Here is a 19,611-nt window from a genome sequence, read left to right as displayed (position 1 = left end):
AGGAGCCTGACCGAGAATAGACTGCCCTGTAACGTTAGCAGGTAAACGTCGATGGCAATATATAACCCTGCGGGCAAATTATAGCGGTTCTCAATTTCAGTTTGAGGATAAGGTGCTACTCGATCTAAAACTATCTTATAGAATAAACATCTATATACCCATTAAATTCACTTAATGGGTGTATAAAATGGCAGATCCGCTTCGTCCAAACCCTTTTCAACCCATCCAGAATTTTTCTGCCACGGAAATGCCAGGGCAGCGACGTCCAAATCAACCGCCAAAACGCAGTGAGGTTCAGGCAGATAAACAACTACCAACGGCTCCCCGGCACCACGAGTCCGTGACGAAAAACCCGAGAGAGTTAACGGCACATAGTATAACGACGAAAAAAACCACGGCTCACTCCGGCCATTTTAAAAGCCATGGCAAGACAAAGTATGATCAACAATCGGCCAGACCATCATCGCAACCGGCACGGAGTCGGCCAAATCTTTTGAATAATGGCAGCAAGGCAACGTCTGTAACCACAGTAAAAAATCTATTTACCCCCCTGCCAGTTTCAATCTCTGCACATTCCGGTTATAAGCCCCGACAACCATCGGTAAACTCACGACGGGACAGTCATTCCTTATCAGGCAGAACAGAATCCAATACCAGTAACCGTACGTTATTGGGCGCATCAGGCCAAACAAACTCCACCAGAACCATTTCCCAAAAAGCAAGGATAAGCTGCTGCGAGCTACCAACCCGACCCAGGCCTGCGGAGCCCGGTGGTTTTGAGAATCAGTTGCAGGAGATGGGGCAACGGATGTGCCAGAGAAAAGCTGAATTTAAGGTAAAAGAAGGAGCTGCCAATAAAGAATTTGTGGTAGGCATTGACCAGCCATTTAAAAAAAATCTCGAGCCTTTTTGGCAGAGATCCTCTGCTACAACGTTGACTCAACCTCCTGTGCTCAGCTGTGAAAGGCAACTCCCTGAGAACTGCCCGAACACTCCGGGAATAACTATTCAATCAACCTGTAAGGTGCTGCACACACCTGAAAATATTGCACCAACCATAGAATTAGTAGTGGAGGAGCATATTAAGTGCGCGACAATCAACGTGGGCAAAAGTCTTCAATCTCTTCGAAAGGCTTTACTGGATGTGTACAAACAACTCTCCTGGAGAGCAACATCAACATGGAACGCTGCTATGGCCTTTAATAGCAGTCAAGGCAGCCTGAATATGTTGGCCTCTCAATACCAAACAAAAAATATTGGCAGCCTGCCCCCTGCGGATATTGGTAACTTCAGAGATGATGTACAAAAGTGTGTTCATAAGTTTATAGAGGCAACAAAAGAGATAAAATCGGATCGCGGAAGGCTTGTCACCTTAGCAATAAATATCTCCATGTCTCCAGCAGACGAGCCCAACAGAACCGGCAATACCTGACCACGCCCCAGCGAATCACTCACGCAAACAATTCCAGCAAATCATTCAGAAAAAGCCGACCGGCAGGAGTAGGCTTGAGCCTCGACTCTAAAGATTCCAGCAACGCTTTTTGCCGGGCAAGTTTCAGTTGCTGGTGGATACCGCTTAATGTCTGTCCCGTTCGCTCACCATAAAGCTGTGCATCAACGCCTTCATGCAGTCGCAGTACATTCATCATAAATTCGATGGGCAGCTCATCGGCTTCCAACTCGCGTCGCCCTGCCTCAAAGGCATGGGAAATATAGCTGTCGGCTGCCAGGTAATCTGCCGGCATGCGGGTTTTCCAGTTACGGTAAATCAGCCCGGTAGATGCATGGGTTAACTTTCCATGGGCACCAGCACCGATACCGATATAGTCACCAAACTGCCAGTAGTTCAGGTTATGTTTTGAGTGACGCCCGGGCTGACTGTAGGCAGAAATCTCATACTGTTGAAACCCCGCTGATGCCAACAGGGCCTGCCCGGCTTCCTGAATATCCCAGAGCGTATCATCCGGCGGCAATGCCGGTGTTTTGGTGTAGAAAACCGTATTGGGCTCAATGGTCAGCTGATACCAGGAGATATGCGCTGGCTTAAGGTCAATGGCCTGCTTCAGATCGTAAAGCGCATCCTCCGGAGATTGCCCCGGTAAACCATGCATCAGATCGATATTGATATTGCTGAAGCCATGGCTGGTGATTGCGGCAATGGCCTGTCGCGCTTCATCGGCACAATGAATACGCCCGAGGGCGGCCAGCTTCTCATCCTGAAAGCTTTGTACACCTAGTGAGAGCCGGTTCACACCCGCCTCCAGATACGCCTGAAAGCGATCGTGCTCATAGGTACCGGGGTTAGCTTCCATGGTGATCTCAATATCATCCGAGAACCTTACCCGCGCCTGAAGGCCGTTAAACAGCTGCTGATAAGCGTTTGCCGTCAGCAGACTGGGAGTGCCACCGCCAATAAAAATGGAATGGATCGGGCGTCCCTGGACGCTGTCCAATTCGTTGTCGATATCATGCAGCAACGCTTTGATGTAGGCATCTTCAGGAATATCGCCGGTGATCCTGTGCGAGTTGAAATCACAATAAGGACACTTTTTCACGCACCATGGCACATGAATATAAAGACTAAGGGGAGGAAGCTTAAGCATGTTAACAGCACTGAAGCAGGCTTCAGTGTTTTCTCTCCTTGAGGCGGGCAACCAACTGCTGCAATGCCTGGGCCCGGTGGCTCAGTTGATTCTTTAACTCTGAAGGCAGTTCCGCCGCCGTACAGTGTTCTGCGGGCACCAGAAACAGGGGGTCATAGCCAAACCCGTGTTCTCCCAGGGCTTCTTCAATGATATACCCCTCCCACTGGCCATGGGCAATAACCGGGGTGGGGTCATGTTCATGACGCAGGTAAACCAGCACACAGTGAAATCGTGCGGTTCGCTCGGCCGACTTAACCCCCTGTAATCGATGCAACAGCTTCTGGTTATTATCAGCAGCGGAAGCGTCGGGTCCTGCATAACGGGCAGAGTAGATGCCCGGCTCGCCATTGAGGTAATCAACCTCAAGGCCCGAATCATCGGCAATAACCGGAAGGCCTGATATTCCGGCAGCATAGCGGGCCTTGATAATGGCATTTTCAATAAAGGTCAGGCCCGTCTCTTCCGCTTCCGGCCAGGTTGAACCGATACCAAACTCACTCTGGGGCTGCATCAGAATCCCCAGGGGCTCGAACATCTTTTGAAACTCCGCCAGCTTGCCCTGATTACCACTGGCAAGCACCACCTTGCGAATCCCCTCATTCATACTGTTTCCCACAATTTTGCACTTGACCCCTGATTAAAATGTCTGACCTGCAACACAAACAGAACTAACAGGCGACATTTTAATGGTAAAAAATCTGTTCAAAGCGAAGTGTCTCGCTTCGCGAGCTGCCCTGAGGCTTAACATCTATGGCAAATTTTAGCAGCTCTTCATCTGAAAACTTAAAATCGGCCAGATAGTAAATCGCACTGCCTTCTTTGACCTCAGAAAACTTCAGGCTGCTTTTCTGAGTCAGCAGGTTCATGGTGTGGCCACTGACCCTGCCGGTGACTGCGGTACCCAGTTCATCGGATGAAACATCACGAATGGCAATGTTGACAATACCGTACCGGCTTCCTCGACGGAGACTATATTGCTCGGCAATACCAGGCGGCACAAATGTACTGTTGAAGGCACTGAAATAGATCCGGTAGTTGCCCATTTCAATGGGTTCCTGACTCATCACCCGGGCTTCCGGAATCTGGCTGTCAGCCGTCACCGGATTAACCATCCCGACAACGCCCAACACCAGCAGGGCCAGACATGCCATCCAACGCTGAGTCATTGACGTAATACTGCGCAGCATCGCCATTATGCAATTCTCCGGTTTTTTGATTTGTTCCAGAATAACTTCATCATTTTACACAGTCCTGGAGAGGGTCGCTGCCCGCTTCCCGCCACCCACTGCCCGCAAAAGCACAAGCAATTTCGGCTTTTCGGGTAGCGGGAGGCGGGCAGCGGGGAGCGTCTGTAAAAATGTGAAACTATTTCAGGATCGTTCCCAAGTGATAAATGGCCACTTCACCCATCAGGTTTGGCCAGACACGCCCCGCAAGGCCGCTTTTATACGATTGATCCACCACCATTCGGTTCAACACCCGGTAATTTTTCTCCCGGCACAGCGCTTCAAAGTCCCTGAAGGTACAAAAGTGAATATTGGGGGTGTCATACCAGGTATAAGGCATAAACTTCGAGACCGGCATGCGACCATAGGCGGCAAGATAGAGGCGGCAGCGCCAGTGGCCGAAGTTAGGAAAAGTGACAATGCATTCCCGTCCAACCCTGAGCATCTCCTCCAGCACCAGGTGTGGGAAGTGCATCACCTGAAGTGCCTGGGTCATAATCACGGTATCGAAGCTACCATCCCTGAAGTTGCCCAGCCCGCGATCCAGGTTCTGTTCAATAACGTTTACCCCCCGCTCAATGCAGGCTTCAATATCCTGGGCATTAATTTCCAGACCATAGCCACTGACCTGCTTCTCTCGTTGAAGCTCGTGCAACAGCTGTCCATCACCACAGGCCAGGTCGAGAATCCGGCTGCCCGGGGCAACCCAGTTCCTGATAATCTCAAAATCCCCCCGGCTCATAAGCACTCCTCCGCTACCCGATGCAAATAGGCCGACAAACCTCGCACGTAGCGGGGAATATCCATCAGAAAAGCATCGTGCCCCTGGGGAGCATCCACTTCAAGATACGTCACATCCTTATCCACTTTCATCAGTGCATCGACCATCTCTCTTGAACGCTCGGGGGAGAAACGCCAGTCGGTTGAGAACGAAGCAAGAAAAAATCTGGCGGTCGCCCTGCTGAGCGCATCTGGCAGGCTGTTGTCATAGTCACTGGCCGGATCAAAGTAATCCAGTGCCCGGGTCATTAACAGATAGGTGTTGGCATCAAAGCTGCCGGAAAAACTCTCCCCCTGGTAACGAAGATAACTTTCTATCTGGAACTCAACATTGTAATCGTAACTGAAGCCGTCATTTTTCAGCTCACGACCAAACTTGGCCCCCATGGCATCATCAGACAGATAAGTGATATGCCCCACCATGCGGGCAAGCCCCAATCCCTTGCGGGGAATGTTGTTCGCTTCCAGGTAACGACCACCGGCAAACTGATCATCGGACATGATGGCCTGCCGGGCCACTTCATTAAAGGCAATATTCTGGGCCGACAGCCTGGCCGCAGAAGCAATGATAACGGCATGGCGAAGTCTTTCGGGATAGGCAATGCTCCATTGCAGTGCCTGCATCCCGCCCAGGCTCCCACCGATCACTGCTGCCCATTGGGAAATACCCAGATGGTCAGCCAGCATGACCTGGCTGTTAACCCAGTCTGCGACAGTGACCACCGGAAAGTCTGGCCCATAAGGTTTGCCGGTTTCGGGATTGATGCTGGTCGGCCCCGTACTGCCATGGCATCCCCCCAGATTATTGAGGGCGACAACAAAGAACCGGCGGGTATCGATTGGTTTTCCCGGGCCAATAAAGTTATCCCACCAACCGGGCTTGCGATCTGCCATGCTGTGATAGCCTGCCGCATGATGGTGACCACTGAGGGCATGGCAGATCAGTACCCCATTGGAGCGGGACTGATTCAGCTCACCATAGGTTTCGACCATCAGCTGAAACTTGTCCAGCTGTTCGCCACAGTTCAACGACAGGGGCTGATCAAACGGTATCGCAATGGGCGCTACGAGACCAACCGAATCGGCAGGAATCAATTCAGGCATAAACTTCCTGTATCCCTTTCCTGGCCATAGCAAATTCCCAATCCGCTTAACTTTACTTATGGTGGTTCACTATGGCGCTTCAGGCTTATTATTCATTAAAGAGCGCTCTCACACGACGAGAGCAGCAGAAATTGCAGGCAGTTTATCGTCTTCATTTTTTTTTGTCAGCTTATCCGGGATTGATGTCTGACCAGCGCCTGGCGGTGGGCCATCAGGTCCTGACGACAGGCAACTCCAAAGCCAGTTCGGTCAACGCCAGGACATGGCTCAAAAAGTAACCTTCAACCTGTCTTGAGCAAAAGTGCAGGTGTCGTTCATTAATGTATTCATCAACACTTTGGTTGTTGATCAGGGAAATATAGAAGGCCCGAATCGCCTCATCTTCAACATTCAAGGCTGAAATAATTCTGGCACAGGGCTGAGAAGTCTTGCTCATTTGGAACTCCCGAAGCGACAGGCTTCTGGGTACTTGTCTTCCTATGAAGGACTATCCTGCAATGAAACTTCATTCGGAATGGGCCCACAAGGCAACAGATTGCTCTGCTTTAAAATGCATGGCACTGATACCGATAAATTCAACTACCGGTAAATTCAACGATTATCTTGAATTAAACCTAGTATAGTCAGGCTTTACTGAAGTATTCTTAATAGCGGTAAACTCTTGTGATCAAAACCGTGATCAAAACCGATAAAAACGTGCTATCGTAACTTTCCGCAATAGTGCAAACTATTAAATACTTTTCACAGACCTCTCGGTGCAAATGTCGTTATGTCTATTGAATCCCTAGGCCAGCTTGAATCAAGACTCCAGAACCTGATTGACAAACTGGAACTGTCAAGAATGGAAGTAGAAGACCTCAGGTCTGCTAATACCCGCCTTGAAGAAGAAAATATCCAGCTTAAGCAGGAACTCAGCGCATGGGGTGACCGTGTGAGTGCTCTTTTGGGTAAGCTGGATATCGTAACAGAGGAAGAAGCCAGCGAGCAGGAAGCTGTCGCATAAAATTATGGGGCATTCATGCCCCACAATTTTATTAGTTGGTTTCGGCGTTTTCGATGGCCTCCAGGGCTTCCATCCATGCCTCTTCTATTTCCAGGGCTTGCTGTTTAAGTGCTGTTTGCCGGGTTAGCAGCTCTTTCAATTTTTCTTTGGCGGTTTCTTCGTATATCAAAGGGTCAGAGAGCCGTTCTTCAACCTGTTCAAGGGACGATTGCAGGTCTTCCAGCTGACTTTCCAGTTGCTCCGCTTTTTGCTTCAACGGCCTTAGTGCTTTTCGCCTTTCAGCCTCCTGGCGTCGTATGTCTTTCTTCTGTTGTGCGTTCTGTTGTGAAGAGCCAACCAGTTCCCCGCCATTCTCTTCGTTTCTGGCGCTTCGGGATTCATTACGTTCCTTAGAGCGAAGATGATCCAGCCATTGGCTGTAGTCATCCAGATCACCTGAATACTCTTCCATCCGGCCATCATGAACCAGATAAAGCTCGTCGGTGGTGCTGCGAATCAGGTTTCGGTCATGGGAAACCAGAATCACCGCCCCCTCAAATGACTGTAAGGCCATGGTCAGGGCCAGACGCATATCAAGATCAAGATGGTTGGTTGGCTCATCAAGCAGCAACAGGTTTGGCTTCTGCCAGCCAATGATCGCCAGAGCCAGTCTCGCTTTCTCACCACCGGAAAACCCCTGAATCGACTCCAGGGCCTTATCACCATGAAAACCAAACCCGCCAAGAAAGTTTCTCAACGTCTGCTCTTTGGCCTCCGGCGAAAGCCTTTGCAGATGAAGCAGAGGGCTGGCATTGAAATCCAGACTCTCCAGCTGGTGCTGGGCGAAGTAGCCAATGCTTAAGTGTTCTCCCAGATGGACCTTGCCCGAAATCAGTGGCAATTCCCCGGCAAGTGTTCTGATCAGGGTTGACTTACCAGCGCCATTCGCACCAAGGAGCCCGATACGGCTGCCAGGTTGAATATTGATGCTGAGTTTTAATAACGGCTTATCACCATAACCGAGCTCAGCCGTATCCAGTACCAGTAACGGTGCAGACATCTTATCGGCTTCCGGAAAGGCAAAAGAGAACGGTGAATCCACATGGGCCGCTGAAATATCTTCCAGCCTTGCCAGCGCCTTCAGGCGACTTTGAGCCTGCTTGGCTTTGGTCGCCTTGGCCCTGAAACGTTCAACAAATTTTTCCATATGAGCCCGCAGTTTCTGCTGCTTCTCAAAGGCAGCCTGCTGCTGTTGCAGTCGCTGTGCGCGCAGGTGCTCAAAAGCTGAATAGTTGCCACGGTACTGGAACAGTGTCTGATGTTCTATATGGAGTGTGTGATCCGTAATGGCATCGAGAAAATCCCGGTCATGGGAAATAACCAGCAACGTTCCCGGGTATCGCTTGAGAAAGTTTTCCAGCCAGACAATGGCATCAAGATCCAAATGGTTGGTGGGTTCATCCAGTAACATAATGTCTGACGGGCACATCAAGGTCTTGGCCAGATTCAGGCGCATCCGCCATCCACCGGAAAAGTCGCGGACATTTTTGTTCAGTACCTGGTGATTAAAGCCCAATCCATGCAGCAACTGTTCTGCCCGGGAACGGGCTGTGTAACCATCGGCACTCAGCAGTTGCTCATGGAGATCGGCCAGTTTTTCGTGCTTTCCTGCCGCTTCTGCCTCAGTAATCGCCTGCTCTATCCGGCGCAGCTCAATATCACCATCCAATACATAATCCACGGCATTTCGGTCCAGGACATCAATTTCCTGAGCCATATGCGCCAGTCCACGCCCCTTATCAAACGCGAGTTCACCTTTATCAGGTTGCAAATCTCCGGTAAGCAACGCAAGCAGGCTTGATTTGCCACACCCATTAGCACCCACAAGGCCAACGTGCTGACCGGAATGGATAATTGTTGATGCATTCTCCAGAAGGAGCTTGCCAGACCTTAAAAGGCTGATGGAATTCAATGTGATCATTGACATGGTCTAATTGTGGACGACCGATCAGGCTAATAATAAAGGAGAGGCCTATCGTGACGCCGGAAAAAACATACTGCTACCTGCAAGAGGGTATCATCGAAGCAGCAAAGACTGGGTGACGGTATAAACCGCCAGCTCAGAGAAGGCAAAAAATTCTTTGAACAAAAAGCCAAATCTTAAACACCTTGTTCAATTTATCTATAGTAACTCCCAAGAGTCGATGACCGGTAGGAAAGGATTAATTAGTGCTTTCGTTCGTTTGATTCGTGCCCAGCACCCTTGTTGCTACAGAGTTTACCGTTGCAACCGATTGCAATTGATTGACTCTCTGGTTTCTCTCCCTGCGAGCCCTATTACTTTCCCTCCGGCGTTGCCTTTGGTGCTCGGCATAAGCAGGGTCATTCTGTTGGCGCTCCCTTTGGCGCTGCCTATACTCCCTTTCACGTTCCCTTTGGCGTTGCCTTTGGTGCTCGACATAAGCAGGGTCATTCTGGTGACGCTCCCTTAGGCGCTGCCTATACTCCCTTTCACGTTCCCTTTGGCGCTCTGCGTAAGCAGGCTCATTCTGGTAACGCTCCCTTTGGCGCTGCCTATACTCCCTTTTACGTTCCCTTTCGCGCTCTGCGTAAGCGGGATCATTCCGATAACGTGCCCTTTGCAGCTCCCTTTTGCGTGCCCTTTCACGCTCGGCGTAAACAGGATCAATTTGGCTACGCGCCGCCTGGTATGTACTTTGTCGCCTCCTCTGGTACTGTGCATAAGCAGGGTCATTTTGGTAGCGCGCCCTTGCGCGTTCCCTTTGTTGCTCCCTTATGCGATCTACATAAACAAGAGCATTCTGGTTGATATCCCGCTGGGGCACTGAGTCAGGCCTGCCCTGCCCATGCTCCCCTTGGCCCGTGGTAGCTGAATTGACTAATGCTTTTGCCAAACTCGATAAATCCGTTCTGCAAAGTGGACAGGTAGTCCTATTTGCGAATTGTTTTTGTGCAATGAGAGAATTTTTAAGGCAATCAGTGTGAAAGGTGTGTTTACACACGCCAGTGACGAGAGTAGCCACATCTCTGCCGAAGGCCATCAGGCAGACAGAACATTTTTCTGCTTCCGGGCTGCTTGTCTGGATCGTGAAAGGGTTGATTCCATCAATCATGTTAAATACCCTTTTGTTTTATTCTGTTCAGACTGTATTTGCAGATTTTAGTTCCCGATACTTATTTCAAGGAAATAGCGTGTATGAATGCTATTACCGTAATAGCTATCGATCAGACTCATTTCAAATCAGGGCAAAGATCCAAAACCTATCAGCCCAGGTACTTTCATCATGAGTCATGTCCCAGCCACAGTTTTTGGGTTGGTTCCTGGTAACTGCTTTCACTGAGGTATCGGGTTTGCGAAGATTAAGTGACAACTGTCTTTCAATGCGGACAGGTAACTCAGAGGAATCGAATATCTAGAGAGGAGAAAAGAGTGAAGATACAAAAATAATAAGGGGGAATAGAATTCCCCCTTTAGAGCTTCGAGTTACCAACTATGTTACTTCTTTTTAGCAGGGGACTTTTTTGCAGCTGCTTTTCTGGCTGGAGCCTTCCGCTTGGCAGCTACTTTTTTGGCTGCTGGCTTTTTCTTAGCGGCCACTTTCTTTTTAGCTACAGGCTTCTTCTTAGCCACAACTGCCTTTTTGGCTGCTGGCTTTTTCTTGGCAGCTACTTTCTTTTTAGTGGCAGGTTTCTTCTTTGCTACTACTTTCTTCTTGGCCGCTGGTTTCTTCTTAACAGCCACTTTTTTCTTGGTTACTGTCTTTTTCTTGGCTGCCGCCTTTTTGACGGTGGCGTTCTTCTCAGTAGTTTTCTTCTTTACCGCTACCTTTTTCTTGGCAGTGGCTTTTTTAGCAGTGCTTTTTTTAGCAGTAGCTTTCTTGGCACTGGCCTTGGCCTTTTTCAAGGCTTCTTTGGCTTTTTCCAGCTTTTTCTTCAGTGCGTCGATTTCTTTTTCCCACTTTTTCACCATGTCGACCTTTTTAACGGTCTTGCTGGCAGTGGTTTTTTTAGCAGGAGCTTTTTTAGCAGCAGCCTTCCTGACAGTGCTTTTTTTAGCTGCAGTCTTCCTTGTTGCAGGCATTGGGTCGTCCCTCGTTTTAATTTAACCAATCTACTAGTAGTTAGTACATCGTAATAAAAACTGAATAATTTATATCCAGTTTTAATTCCAACATAGAGTGCTTATTCGTCATCTGCAAATTTTTTTTTAGCTTTCTCTCTGTTTTTTTTCTAATTAAATTCCATTTTCCTAAAACAGATAGATAGAAGAGGACGTGTATTTTTCATATTCATTATCTCGAAAAACACTTTAAATAAGGCACTTTTTCATTACACAACCCTCGTCCGGGGTTGCCAAAAAAACAAATTTACTAAATGATAGGGCTCAGAGTTACCTGTACTGAAAAGACTGTGCCAAAACGCAGGATACAAATTTATCAGAAAGAGTGTAAATATGATCTTCAAAGCGCTTGCCAGCGTTACCCTGTTCACTTACTCACTGTGTTCATTTGCCGCTCTGGAAACAGACAATGACAAATTAAGCTATAGCCTCGGAGTGTCCATGGCAGAGCAACTGAAACAATTTGATGGGATCAATGTTAACGCCGTTATCCAGGGGGTAGAGGATAATATTGGCAACCAGGTTTTACAGCTGTCACAGGATGAAGTCACCTACTTTATAGATTTAGCGCAGGTGCAAAAGAAAAACCTTGAACAGGTTCAGTACCAGGCAGCAGCGCAGGAGAGCCTGGAAAAAAGCCAGCTTTTTATGACAGAAAACAGCAAAAAACCAGGCATTGTTGTGCTGGAAAGCGGTTTGCAGTACCGGGTACTGACAAAAGGTACTGGCATCAAGCCATCCCTTACTGATCATGTAACCGTTCACTATGAAGGCCGCCGGATAGACGGAACCCTTTTCGAAAGCTCATACACTCGAAACCAACCCGCCACTTTCCAGTTAAACCGGGTTATCGCGGGCTGGACAGAAGGAATACAGAAAATGCCTGAAGGTTCTACCTGGGAGCTTTTTATTCCCTCGACTCTGGCCTACGGCTCCAGCGGTATTCCCGGAATCATCGGACCTAATGAGGCAATTATTTTCAAGGTAGAACTCAGGGATGTGAACAAAAGCAGTTAAAAATGAAATGAGGACAAAACGTCTGTATAGTCTGAATACAGTTTGTCCTCATCTGATCTGAACATCATGATCCCGTGAGCCTTTCCCGATGGGATTCATGCAGAGTTTCTATCATTTTATCTTCAAGACTGAAACGCTCTGCCAGCGTTTCACCTAATTCCGATACGGCGACCTGAAGTTTCTGCAGAGAGCTGATTGATTCACAACTGTCATTGAACTTCAAACATCTTGAGGTATTCTCTTCAAGCTTTGGCAGCACCGTATGAGCCAGTTCAACGCCCCCATCATTAAATTCCCGGGCTTCCTGAATCAACTGCTCGTAAACCTCAAAGTGACCAGCTGACGCATAATCCACCAGGATCTGGCACAGTTCCTTCAATTTACTGACTACCGGACGCTTGTCATCATCAAATTGATCCATTCCATTGATGGAGCAGTAAAGGACGATGAGCTCCTGACGCTCGTTGAGCCAGCGATCAATAATTTCTGATACACCTCCCCAACGTTCTTTAGCCGTTTGGCAACCCTCCAGCATGATAGACAGTTCCTCTTTAACAATTAGATCTCTTCTGCGTGAATGGGGACCTCGTAAGCGCCTTTGTCAGGCAGCTCAGATGCTAGGTTATGACAGTGAATTTTTTGCGGCAAGCGTTTATTTTTCAAAACACAACACAATTTAAATTGCAAGTTTTGCAGGAACGTTATGAATCCAATGGTTTCAGGGAGTTTTCATGGTAGTCCAACAACTTTTTCAACTAAAAAAAAACCATTTAATTAAAAAAAATTATTTTAATTTCCAGATTCTGATACTAGTTCAGATACTGCTGGCAGTATCCTGATTTCATCCAGATAAAAGCAACTTTCCAAAGTCTGATTTAAAGATGGAGCCGGGTACTGTCTATTAATTTCTGCCACCCTCACTGCCACGCTCTAATCTCAGACATTCGCCAGAGAGTCCTTTCTACCGGCGACTGACTAAAGGCAATGGTTCAGGAACTATTCTGCTGCCTTATATTCCTGCAGGAATGTATCAAAGTCACGGCTATCATTGTTTTCTGTTGCCAGCTGATCAGCAATAGAGCGCTGGGCTAGCTGTTCAAAGTAGGCTATTCGTTCATCGCTCAGATCATGCTCAGAGAAGCGTTTGGAGTGCTTTTCCGATAAAGACATCATCAACTCAAGATAACCGGAATCTCCAGCTTCAAGGGCATTAAGCACCTGCGCAGAAGGGGTTAAAGCGGCATCTTTCAGCTTTTCTCTTTGCGCACACAGGCTCTCAACAAACGTTGATGATTCGTTTGCCTGGTCAAGAATCTCAGCAATGGGAGACATTTCATCCAGCAGCTGTATCCCCCAGCCCTGGAGCAGGACAGGCTGCCCTTGCTGTCTTAACTCGACACCCGGACGGCGGCCTTCTGTAACCGCTGTTTTGAAATTATTGCTGACCTCATCACACTCATCGGCATGAATAGGATTGCTGTTCTGCAACGAACAGTAGACCAGGAAAACATCCAGAAAATGGGCATCCTGCTCGCTCAGTCCCATTGGTTCAAAGGGGTTGATATCAAGGCAACGTACCTCAACATATTCAACGCCTTCGTTGCGCAGGGCGGTCACTGGTTTTTCACCGGAACGGGCAATCCGCTTGGGGCGAATGGTGCTGTAATATTCATTCTCTATCTGCAACAGGTTGGTATTCAGTTGCAGGTATTTACCGTCTTGTTTCAGACCAATGGCTTCATAGGGAGGGTATGGTGTGCGAATGGCGCTGGAAAGGCTGTCCACGTACTCTTCCAGTGTGTTGTAACAAATTTTCAGGGAAGACTGGGCGTGATTGCTGTACCCCATATCGCTCATACGTAACGACGTCGCATAAGGAAGAAAAAGCGAGTCTTTATCCAGCGCCTGCAGGCCTGACTGAACCCCGCTATCGGCAAAAAAACTTCGGCTAACGGCTGGAGAGGCCCCAAACAGGTACATTAGCAGCCACGAGTAACGCAGAAAATTCCGGATCAGGGAAAAATAACCCGCTGACCTGAAGTCCTGAGCGCTGATCTCCTCTTGTCCGGAGGACTGCTGTAACAGGGCCCAGAACTCTTCTGGCATAGAGAAGTTGTAGTGAATACCGGCAATGGTTTGCATTGGCTTGCCATAGCGATGCAAGAGCCCTTCACGATAAACACTTTTCATTACCCCGATATTGGAACTCCCATACTGCGCGATAGGAATACTGTCATCCCCTTCCAGCAGCGGCGGCATACTGCCGGCCCAGAGGAACTCTGTTGCCATATTCTGGCAGGTATACTGGTGCAGCTGCTCCAGAAAGGAGAGCGTATCGCTGATGCGGCTGTGCACCGGTGTTATGAATTCAAGCAATGCTTCAGAATAGTCAGTGGTGATATAAGGGTGGGTTAATGCACGCCCCAGTTTCTCAGGATGACTTTTCCGGGAAAGACGGGCATCTGAGGTAACCCTGAGACTTTCACGCTCAATACCATGGCAGATGCCATGAAGAACTGAATGGTTAGCACTGGACTGGAAAAGCTCCAGACGATCCTGATACTCAGTAGCCAAGGTACAGATCCAATAATAATTATCTATAACATTCGTTCAGAGAGATGATTGTAATTGGCAACACGGATACCCGCGACCACGACACCATGAACGAACTCTCATAAGTACTCAGCTTCAAACCGGGCAAGACAACCTGAATGAGCCTGATAAAATAGCAATCAGCTTAGCAGCTGACCACCGCCTGAGGTTGTCGCAAAAGACAGATCAACGGCATTTTCCGAAACTGCGAAGGGTAATCATTCCTGGCATATTACGTTTTGGCCCGGGAGCCTGTGCGACAGCCTCGTCCTGTCGTCCATATAATACCAGCCTGAATTGTCTAAATCCCCTAAAAAAAGCCAGACAAAGGCTTGTCTGGCTCTTTCGTTGGCAGGCAAACATCGCCGTTAACAGTGTCTTTGCAGACACTGTCAAAACCGGCTTTATTCTCTGAGTTTGTTTACTTGCGAAGTTGTTTCGCATTGGCAAACAAGTCGGCAAAAGTACCACCTGAATCCTGCTTTTTACCACGATTTCCGGACTGACCGGCTTTCTGTGGCTTGCTGCGAGCTGCAGGCTTTTCGGTTCTGGCTTGCCGTGGTTGCTGGCGAGCTTCAGCACGCTCTTCGGCCTTATCCGACATCCGCATGGAAAGTCCGATACGCTTACGTGCAACGTCCACTTCCATGACTTTGACCTTAACGATATCGCCGGCTTTTACCACTTCACGGGGATCTTTAACGAAGTTTTCAGACAACGCGGAGATATGCACCAGACCATCCTGATGGACGCCAACATCCACAAACGCACCAAAGTTTGTCACGTTGGTGACCACGCCTTCCAGTTCCATATTCAGCTTCAGATCGCGGATATCTTCAATGCCATCCTTGAATTCGGCGGCTTTGAAATCCGGGCGCGGGTCACGACCAGGCTTATCCAGCTCACTGATGATGTCAGTAACGGTGGGCAGACCAAAGGTTTCGTCGGTAAAGTCCGCCGCATTCAGGCCCTTTAAGAACGCCGAGTCCCCGATCAGGGCTCGCACATCCCGGCTTGACTGGTTGGCAATCTTCTCTACCACCGGATACGCCTCAGGGTGAACGGCAGAACTGTCCAGAGGGTTATCACCATTCATTACTCTCAGGAAGCCTGCGGCCTGCTCGAAGGTTTTAGCACCGAACCTAGCCACCTTTTGCAGGTCCTTACGACTTCTGAAGGCACCATTTTCATTGCGATAGGCAACGATGTTGTCGGCCAGAGTTCGGTTAAGGCCCGATACGCGTGCCAGCAGGGCGCTGGAAGCGGTATTAAGATCAACACCTACCGCGTTTACACAGTCCTCAACTACCGCTTCCAGAGAGCGGGACAGATTGATCTGGCTGACATCATGCTGGTACTGGCCCACCCCGATGGATTTCGGCTCAATCTTAACCAGTTCGGCCAGAGGGTCCTGTAAACGACGGGCGATGGATACGGCACCACGGATAGAAACATCCAGGTCCGGGAATTCACGGGCAGCCAGTTCAGATGCAGAGTACACGGATGCACCGGCTTCGCTGACCACAATTTTGGTCAAGCCCAGTTTTGGATAGCTGCGCATCAGTTCAGCAGCCAGGCGGTCCGTTTCACGGGATGCCGTGCCATTACCGATACTGACCAACTCAACCTGATGGGTCAGACAGAGGGTGGCCAGAGTGCCAAGGGCCTCCTTCCATTTCTTCTGGGGAGCATGGGGGTAAATAGTCGTATGCTCGACCAATTTACCCGTACCATCCACCACGGCAACCTTCACACCGGTTCTCAAGCCCGGATCCAGACCCAGGGTTGGCCTGAGGCCAGCAGGTGCCGCCAGCAGCAAGTCTTTCAGGTTCTTGGCAAACACCTTGATGGCTTCATCTTCAGAATTTTCGCGGATGCGAGTCATTAACTCGGTTTCCAACTGAGACAGCAGCTTGACCCGCCAGGTCCAGCGCACCACATCCTTCAACCAGTCATCTGCCGCCCGGCCTTTATGCTCAACCTTCCAGAAATCAGCCACCAGCTTTTCACAGGGATGGGTTTCACGACGGTCTTCCGGCTCATTGGCGAGGCGGATGTTAGCCTGCAATACCCCTTCATTTCGTCCACGGAAGATGGCCAGCGCCCGATGGGACGGAGCAGTTTTCAGTGGCTCATCGTGTTCAAAGTAATCCCGGAACTTGGCACCTTCCTCTTCTTTACCCTCAACGCCACGACTGCTCAGGATACCTTCATTCCAAAGCAGCTCACGCAGCTGACCCAGCAGCTCGGCATCCTCGCTGAAACGTTCCATCAGGATATAGCGGGCACCTTCCAGAGCCGCCTTGGTATCCTCGACTCCCTTATCTGCGTCAACAAACGCCGCTGCTTCCACCTCAGGCGCTTTTTCCGGGGTATCAAACAGCAGATCGGCCAGAGGCTCCAGACCCGCCTCACGGGCAATCTGAGCCTTGGTACGGCGTTTGGGCTTATAGGGAAGATAAAGGTCTTCCAGGCGGGTTTTGGTCTCTGCAGAGCGGATATCTTTTTCCAGTTCAGGCGTCAGCTTGTCCTGTTCGGTAATGCTCTTCAGAATGGCTTCACGGCGCTCTTCCAGCTCTCGCAGATAACGAAGACGTTCTTCCAGCGTTCTCAGCTGAGTATCGTCCAGACCTCCGGTGACCTCTTTTCGATAACGGGCAATGAAAGGCACCGTAGAGCCATCATCAAGCAGCTGTACAGCACTGGTGACCTGTTCAGGTCTGGCACCCAACTCTTCAGCTATACGCTGGGAGATACTCTGCATAAAACACACTCATCATGGGAATCAAAACAATAGGACAGTTTCCAGAAAATGCTCAGAAACAGCACCATTTCTGTATCCAGCCGGTTATCAATGTCTATCCTTACCTGAAAAATTCAAGCCATAAAGACACGCTAATGACCAGAGAAAACCCGGAATTATAACGAAACTGAACCATTTGTATGCAAACAAACCTTCAGAGTACCGGAAAATGCCTAAGGCAGGAACTTTTTCCCTGTTTACTGATCTACAGCTCAGATACTGATGACTCAGACAGGCAACAGCATGACGAGTCAAATATCCATTGGATGCTACTGATCAATGGTCCTGTAAATTCACTTTGCGGCAATATACCGGAGTTATTATGGAACCATCAGCACAGAGTCACTTCAGCGGTTCGCTTGGTAACGCCACCACAAGGAATTTGGCAAAAGACCAACAGGCATTAATTAACGGTCTGGAGCCAGTATCCAGGTTAGTGGCTAAATTTAACAAAAGTATTTCAGAAGTCCCCAAACAGACTCAATCGCTCAAACGGTTGAAACTGGATTTACCACCCGGATGGGTGGCCATCACAGATACAGATATTGGTGATCGTAAACCGAACATTGTCAGGCTGAATTTTTCCACCAGTTATGTTTCACCAGACGCCAGTGTGGCCGATGCATCGCAACCCCATGAACAGCCCCATACCGGGATGATACCGGGCGATAGTCGTATTGAGCCTGGCTCTGTTACCCCCCGGAAGAGTGACATTTTTCAATGCCGGACAAATCGTCTTGAATTCAAACTGAAGGCCAGCTTTGGTTGTTATATTCAGGAGGTCAGTATCAGCCCAACGGGTAAGAATCTGTTAATCACGGGTTGCGACAGCTTAAGAGATTTCAGTCTGAGAACCTGGCGACAAGATCCGGATGGCAACTGGTCGAAGAACGGGAAGATCGAGGGTTCCCAAAAGATTTTTGGTCAGCTAAACCCGTCAGAAGATACGCTTCTGAGCCTCTGTGACGATGGCGATGTCAAAGTGAGTAAGCTGAATAATGATGGCTGTTGGGAGGAGGTGGCGGCACTTGCACACAACCCACTTGAAAAAAACCATCCGCCAGTGACTGCAAGTTTCAGCCCGTTGCATGATAAAATTGTGACCTTCGACCCAAGGAATCTCAAAATCAACGTACTGCGTCTGGACAGTAACGGCCGGTGGACCCGACAACGCCAGCCATTAGAGATCATTTGCGCCATGCAAACTGAGCTTAAGAAACCGCCCTTCAAGACCACGAACAATTATTTACTGACCCTCAATAACAACAGATCAGCGACCATCTGGGGCTTTAACGATGAGAACAACTGTCTTAAGGTGAAAACGGTCATGCATAGCCACGTGGAACTCAAAGCTGCCCTCCTGAGCAGTGATGAGCAGCATGCACTGACCAGAGACACAGCCAAAAACGTTATAATCTCCGGTTATGACAATAACGGTGACTGGGTAGCTAAAAAAACGATTCCGGGTTGCAATTATGTCGACTTCAGCCCCTCCGGATGTAAATTACTGGCCTATCTCAATCGTGGTGCTTTTATACTCTGTAACTGCAACCGTAATGATGACACTTTGGATAAAGGTCAGTTCTTCAGGCACATCGGCAGTGACACAGCCATCTTCAGCCCCTTCGAGAATTTTCTCCTGAGCTACGGCAAGCAAACCAGTGACGTTTGCATTTGGGGTGATGACGGGGAAGGCAACCTGATTAACAAGGCATGGATACGTCATCAGGGAGCCATCGACAACGCTGCCTTCAACCATCAGGAGGACAGTGTACTGACCAGCAGCCTTAATGATAACACGGTGAAAATCCAGAGCCTCGACAGCCAGGGCCAATGGCAGGAACAGCTGGTGGTTCAACTTGAAGGCAGAGTCGATGACAGCCGGTTTGCACCCTCAGGGCGTATGGCCTGTGCCCTTCACTTTACCACAGACTCTGAATCCTACATCCTTTGGCGCAATGACGATGGCAAGTGGATCAAACATGCTGTGACCATCCCTGATGGCTATGGCCTCAGAGGTGCCGAATTTAATGGGACAGATAACCGCTTTCTGACCTATGGCAGCAAAGACATTCAGCAGGATCATCACAAGCCGGGTTTTGTGCAACTCTGGTGCAAGGGTGATGATGGTGAATGGATAGATGAAGAACTGATAATCTTGGATCATCGCGTTAGAGGGGCCAAATTTAGCCCCGATGGTGATTATTTAATAATTCACTGCGCCAATGATCTAACGTGCCTCATACCGAAAGGATCTACTGCGCTGCTCTGGAAAATTCCTGCCAGAGAGAGACAATCTTAAACAGCCCCGACGAGGGAGT

Annotated in this window: 16 protein-coding genes and 1 pseudogene; 4 read left to right on the top strand and 13 right to left on the bottom strand. The window is 49.0% G+C overall.

Annotated elements, in window-relative coordinates:
• The first annotated feature begins 670 nt into the window (after window positions 1-670).
• On the top strand, window positions 671-1,432 hold the full coding sequence (locus ACO6V1_RS16710) for a hypothetical protein (protein ID WP_422467722.1): 762 nt from the start codon (window positions 671-673) through the stop codon (window positions 1,430-1,432).
• A gap of 19 nt (window positions 1,433-1,451) precedes the next feature.
• Here the strand turns inward: ACO6V1_RS16710 and hemW are convergent, their stop codons facing one another.
• From hemW to ACO6V1_RS16680, 6 genes are all read right to left on the bottom strand, one after another.
• The gene (gene hemW / locus ACO6V1_RS16705) at window positions 1,452-2,603 is read right to left on the bottom strand and encodes a radical SAM family heme chaperone HemW (protein ID WP_422449697.1); all 1,152 of its coding nucleotides are present in this window, start codon (window positions 2,601-2,603) and stop codon (window positions 1,452-1,454) included.
• A gap of 22 nt (window positions 2,604-2,625) precedes the next feature.
• Window positions 2,626-3,249 (bottom strand): RdgB/HAM1 family non-canonical purine NTP pyrophosphatase, encoded by a 624-nt coding sequence (rdgB, locus tag ACO6V1_RS16700; RefSeq protein ID WP_422449696.1) that lies wholly within the window; start codon window positions 3,247-3,249, stop codon window positions 2,626-2,628.
• Between the two features lie 79 nt (window positions 3,250-3,328).
• A complete protein-coding gene (locus tag ACO6V1_RS16695; protein ID WP_422449695.1) occupies window positions 3,329-3,811 on the bottom strand; it encodes a DUF4426 domain-containing protein in 483 nt (160 codons plus the stop codon).
• Window positions 3,812-4,010: 199 nt separating this feature from the next.
• Window positions 4,011-4,613: a methionine biosynthesis protein MetW gene (metW, locus tag ACO6V1_RS16690; RefSeq protein ID WP_422449694.1), complete on the bottom strand. Its 603-nt coding sequence runs from the start codon at window positions 4,611-4,613 to the stop codon at window positions 4,011-4,013.
• Complete coding sequence (gene metX / locus ACO6V1_RS16685; protein ID WP_422461047.1) at window positions 4,610-5,755, bottom strand: homoserine O-succinyltransferase MetX; 1,146 nt, start codon at window positions 5,753-5,755, stop codon at window positions 4,610-4,612. The genes metW and metX overlap by 4 nt, the downstream gene beginning before the upstream one ends.
• A gap of 211 nt (window positions 5,756-5,966) precedes the next feature.
• Window positions 5,967-6,191, bottom strand: coding sequence for a hypothetical protein (locus ACO6V1_RS16680; protein WP_101745280.1), 225 nt, complete (start codon window positions 6,189-6,191; stop codon window positions 5,967-5,969).
• A gap of 333 nt (window positions 6,192-6,524) precedes the next feature.
• On the opposite strand from ACO6V1_RS16680, the gene ACO6V1_RS16675 reads away from it, so the two are divergent.
• A complete protein-coding gene (locus ACO6V1_RS16675; RefSeq protein ID WP_101745279.1) occupies window positions 6,525-6,758 on the top strand; it encodes a cell division protein ZapB in 234 nt (77 codons plus the stop codon).
• Between the two features lie 31 nt (window positions 6,759-6,789).
• Here the strand turns inward: ACO6V1_RS16675 and ACO6V1_RS16670 are convergent, their stop codons facing one another.
• The 4 genes and pseudogenes from ACO6V1_RS16670 to ACO6V1_RS16655 form a co-directional block, all read right to left on the bottom strand.
• The gene (locus ACO6V1_RS16670) at window positions 6,790-8,718 is read right to left on the bottom strand and encodes an ATP-binding cassette domain-containing protein (protein ID WP_422449692.1); all 1,929 of its coding nucleotides are present in this window, start codon (window positions 8,716-8,718) and stop codon (window positions 6,790-6,792) included.
• A 241-nt stretch (window positions 8,719-8,959) separates the two neighbouring features.
• Window positions 8,960-9,652: a hypothetical protein gene (locus ACO6V1_RS16665; RefSeq protein WP_422450568.1), complete on the bottom strand. Its 693-nt coding sequence runs from the start codon at window positions 9,650-9,652 to the stop codon at window positions 8,960-8,962.
• A 27-nt stretch (window positions 9,653-9,679) separates the two neighbouring features.
• Window positions 9,680-9,871, bottom strand: a pseudogene (locus ACO6V1_RS16660) (RING finger domain-containing protein); the annotation flags it as partial.
• A 383-nt stretch (window positions 9,872-10,254) separates the two neighbouring features.
• Window positions 10,255-10,839, bottom strand: coding sequence for a hypothetical protein (locus ACO6V1_RS16655; RefSeq protein ID WP_422449691.1), 585 nt, complete (start codon window positions 10,837-10,839; stop codon window positions 10,255-10,257).
• A 372-nt stretch (window positions 10,840-11,211) separates the two neighbouring features.
• Between ACO6V1_RS16655 and ACO6V1_RS16650 the strand changes: the two genes are divergently transcribed.
• The gene (locus ACO6V1_RS16650; protein ID WP_422467720.1) at window positions 11,212-11,895 is read left to right on the top strand and encodes an FKBP-type peptidyl-prolyl cis-trans isomerase; all 684 of its coding nucleotides are present in this window, start codon (window positions 11,212-11,214) and stop codon (window positions 11,893-11,895) included.
• A gap of 64 nt (window positions 11,896-11,959) precedes the next feature.
• On the opposite strand, the gene rsd is transcribed toward ACO6V1_RS16650, so the two are convergent.
• From rsd to ACO6V1_RS16635, 3 genes are all read right to left on the bottom strand, one after another.
• The gene (rsd, locus tag ACO6V1_RS16645) at window positions 11,960-12,430 is read right to left on the bottom strand and encodes a sigma D regulator (protein ID WP_422467718.1); all 471 of its coding nucleotides are present in this window, start codon (window positions 12,428-12,430) and stop codon (window positions 11,960-11,962) included.
• A gap of 461 nt (window positions 12,431-12,891) precedes the next feature.
• Window positions 12,892-14,469, bottom strand: a complete 1,578-nt coding sequence (gene gshA, locus ACO6V1_RS16640) for a glutamate--cysteine ligase (protein ID WP_422467716.1) — start codon at window positions 14,467-14,469, stop codon at window positions 12,892-12,894.
• Between the two features lie 439 nt (window positions 14,470-14,908).
• Complete coding sequence (locus ACO6V1_RS16635; RefSeq protein ID WP_422467714.1) at window positions 14,909-17,251, bottom strand: Tex family protein; 2,343 nt, start codon at window positions 17,249-17,251, stop codon at window positions 14,909-14,911.
• A 361-nt stretch (window positions 17,252-17,612) separates the two neighbouring features.
• Here ACO6V1_RS16635 and ACO6V1_RS16630 point away from each other — a divergent pair, with 361 nt between their 5' ends.
• Window positions 17,613-19,592, top strand: a complete 1,980-nt coding sequence (locus tag ACO6V1_RS16630; RefSeq protein ID WP_422467712.1) for a hypothetical protein — start codon at window positions 17,613-17,615, stop codon at window positions 19,590-19,592.
• The last annotated feature ends 19 nt before the right edge of the window (window positions 19,593-19,611 follow it).

This window comes from Endozoicomonas sp. ALC013 (genome assembly GCF_049310205.1).
Lineage (GTDB): Bacteria > Pseudomonadota > Gammaproteobacteria > Pseudomonadales > Endozoicomonadaceae > Endozoicomonas.
This window is presented reverse-complemented; position numbering and strand designations above follow the sequence as displayed.

Coding starts and splice junctions, on each gene's coding strand:
- hemW (WP_422449697.1), bottom strand. CDS start 2,603: ATGCTTAAGCTTCCTCCCCTTAGTCTTTATATTCATGTGCCATGGTGC.
- rdgB (WP_422449696.1), bottom strand. CDS start 3,249: ATGAATGAGGGGATTCGCAAGGTGGTGCTTGCCAGTGGTAATCAGGGC.
- ACO6V1_RS16695 (WP_422449695.1), bottom strand. CDS start 3,811: ATGACTCAGCGTTGGATGGCATGTCTGGCCCTGCTGGTGTTGGGCGTT.
- metW (WP_422449694.1), bottom strand. CDS start 4,613: ATGAGCCGGGGGGATTTTGAGATTATCAGGAACTGGGTTGCCCCGGGC.
- metX (WP_422461047.1), bottom strand. CDS start 5,755: ATGCCTGAATTGATTCCTGCCGATTCGGTTGGTCTCGTAGCGCCCATT.
- ACO6V1_RS16680 (WP_101745280.1), bottom strand. CDS start 6,191: ATGAGCAAGACTTCTCAGCCCTGTGCCAGAATTATTTCAGCCTTGAAT.
- ACO6V1_RS16675 (WP_101745279.1), top strand. CDS start 6,525: ATGTCTATTGAATCCCTAGGCCAGCTTGAATCAAGACTCCAGAACCTG.
- ACO6V1_RS16670 (WP_422449692.1), bottom strand. CDS start 8,718: ATGATCACATTGAATTCCATCAGCCTTTTAAGGTCTGGCAAGCTCCTT.
- ACO6V1_RS16655 (WP_422449691.1), bottom strand. CDS start 10,839: ATGCCTGCAACAAGGAAGACTGCAGCTAAAAAAAGCACTGTCAGGAAG.
- ACO6V1_RS16650 (WP_422467720.1), top strand. CDS start 11,212: ATGATCTTCAAAGCGCTTGCCAGCGTTACCCTGTTCACTTACTCACTG.
- rsd (WP_422467718.1), bottom strand. CDS start 12,430: ATGCTGGAGGGTTGCCAAACGGCTAAAGAACGTTGGGGAGGTGTATCA.
- ACO6V1_RS16635 (WP_422467714.1), bottom strand. CDS start 17,251: ATGCAGAGTATCTCCCAGCGTATAGCTGAAGAGTTGGGTGCCAGACCT.
- ACO6V1_RS16630 (WP_422467712.1), top strand. CDS start 17,613: ATGGAACCATCAGCACAGAGTCACTTCAGCGGTTCGCTTGGTAACGCC.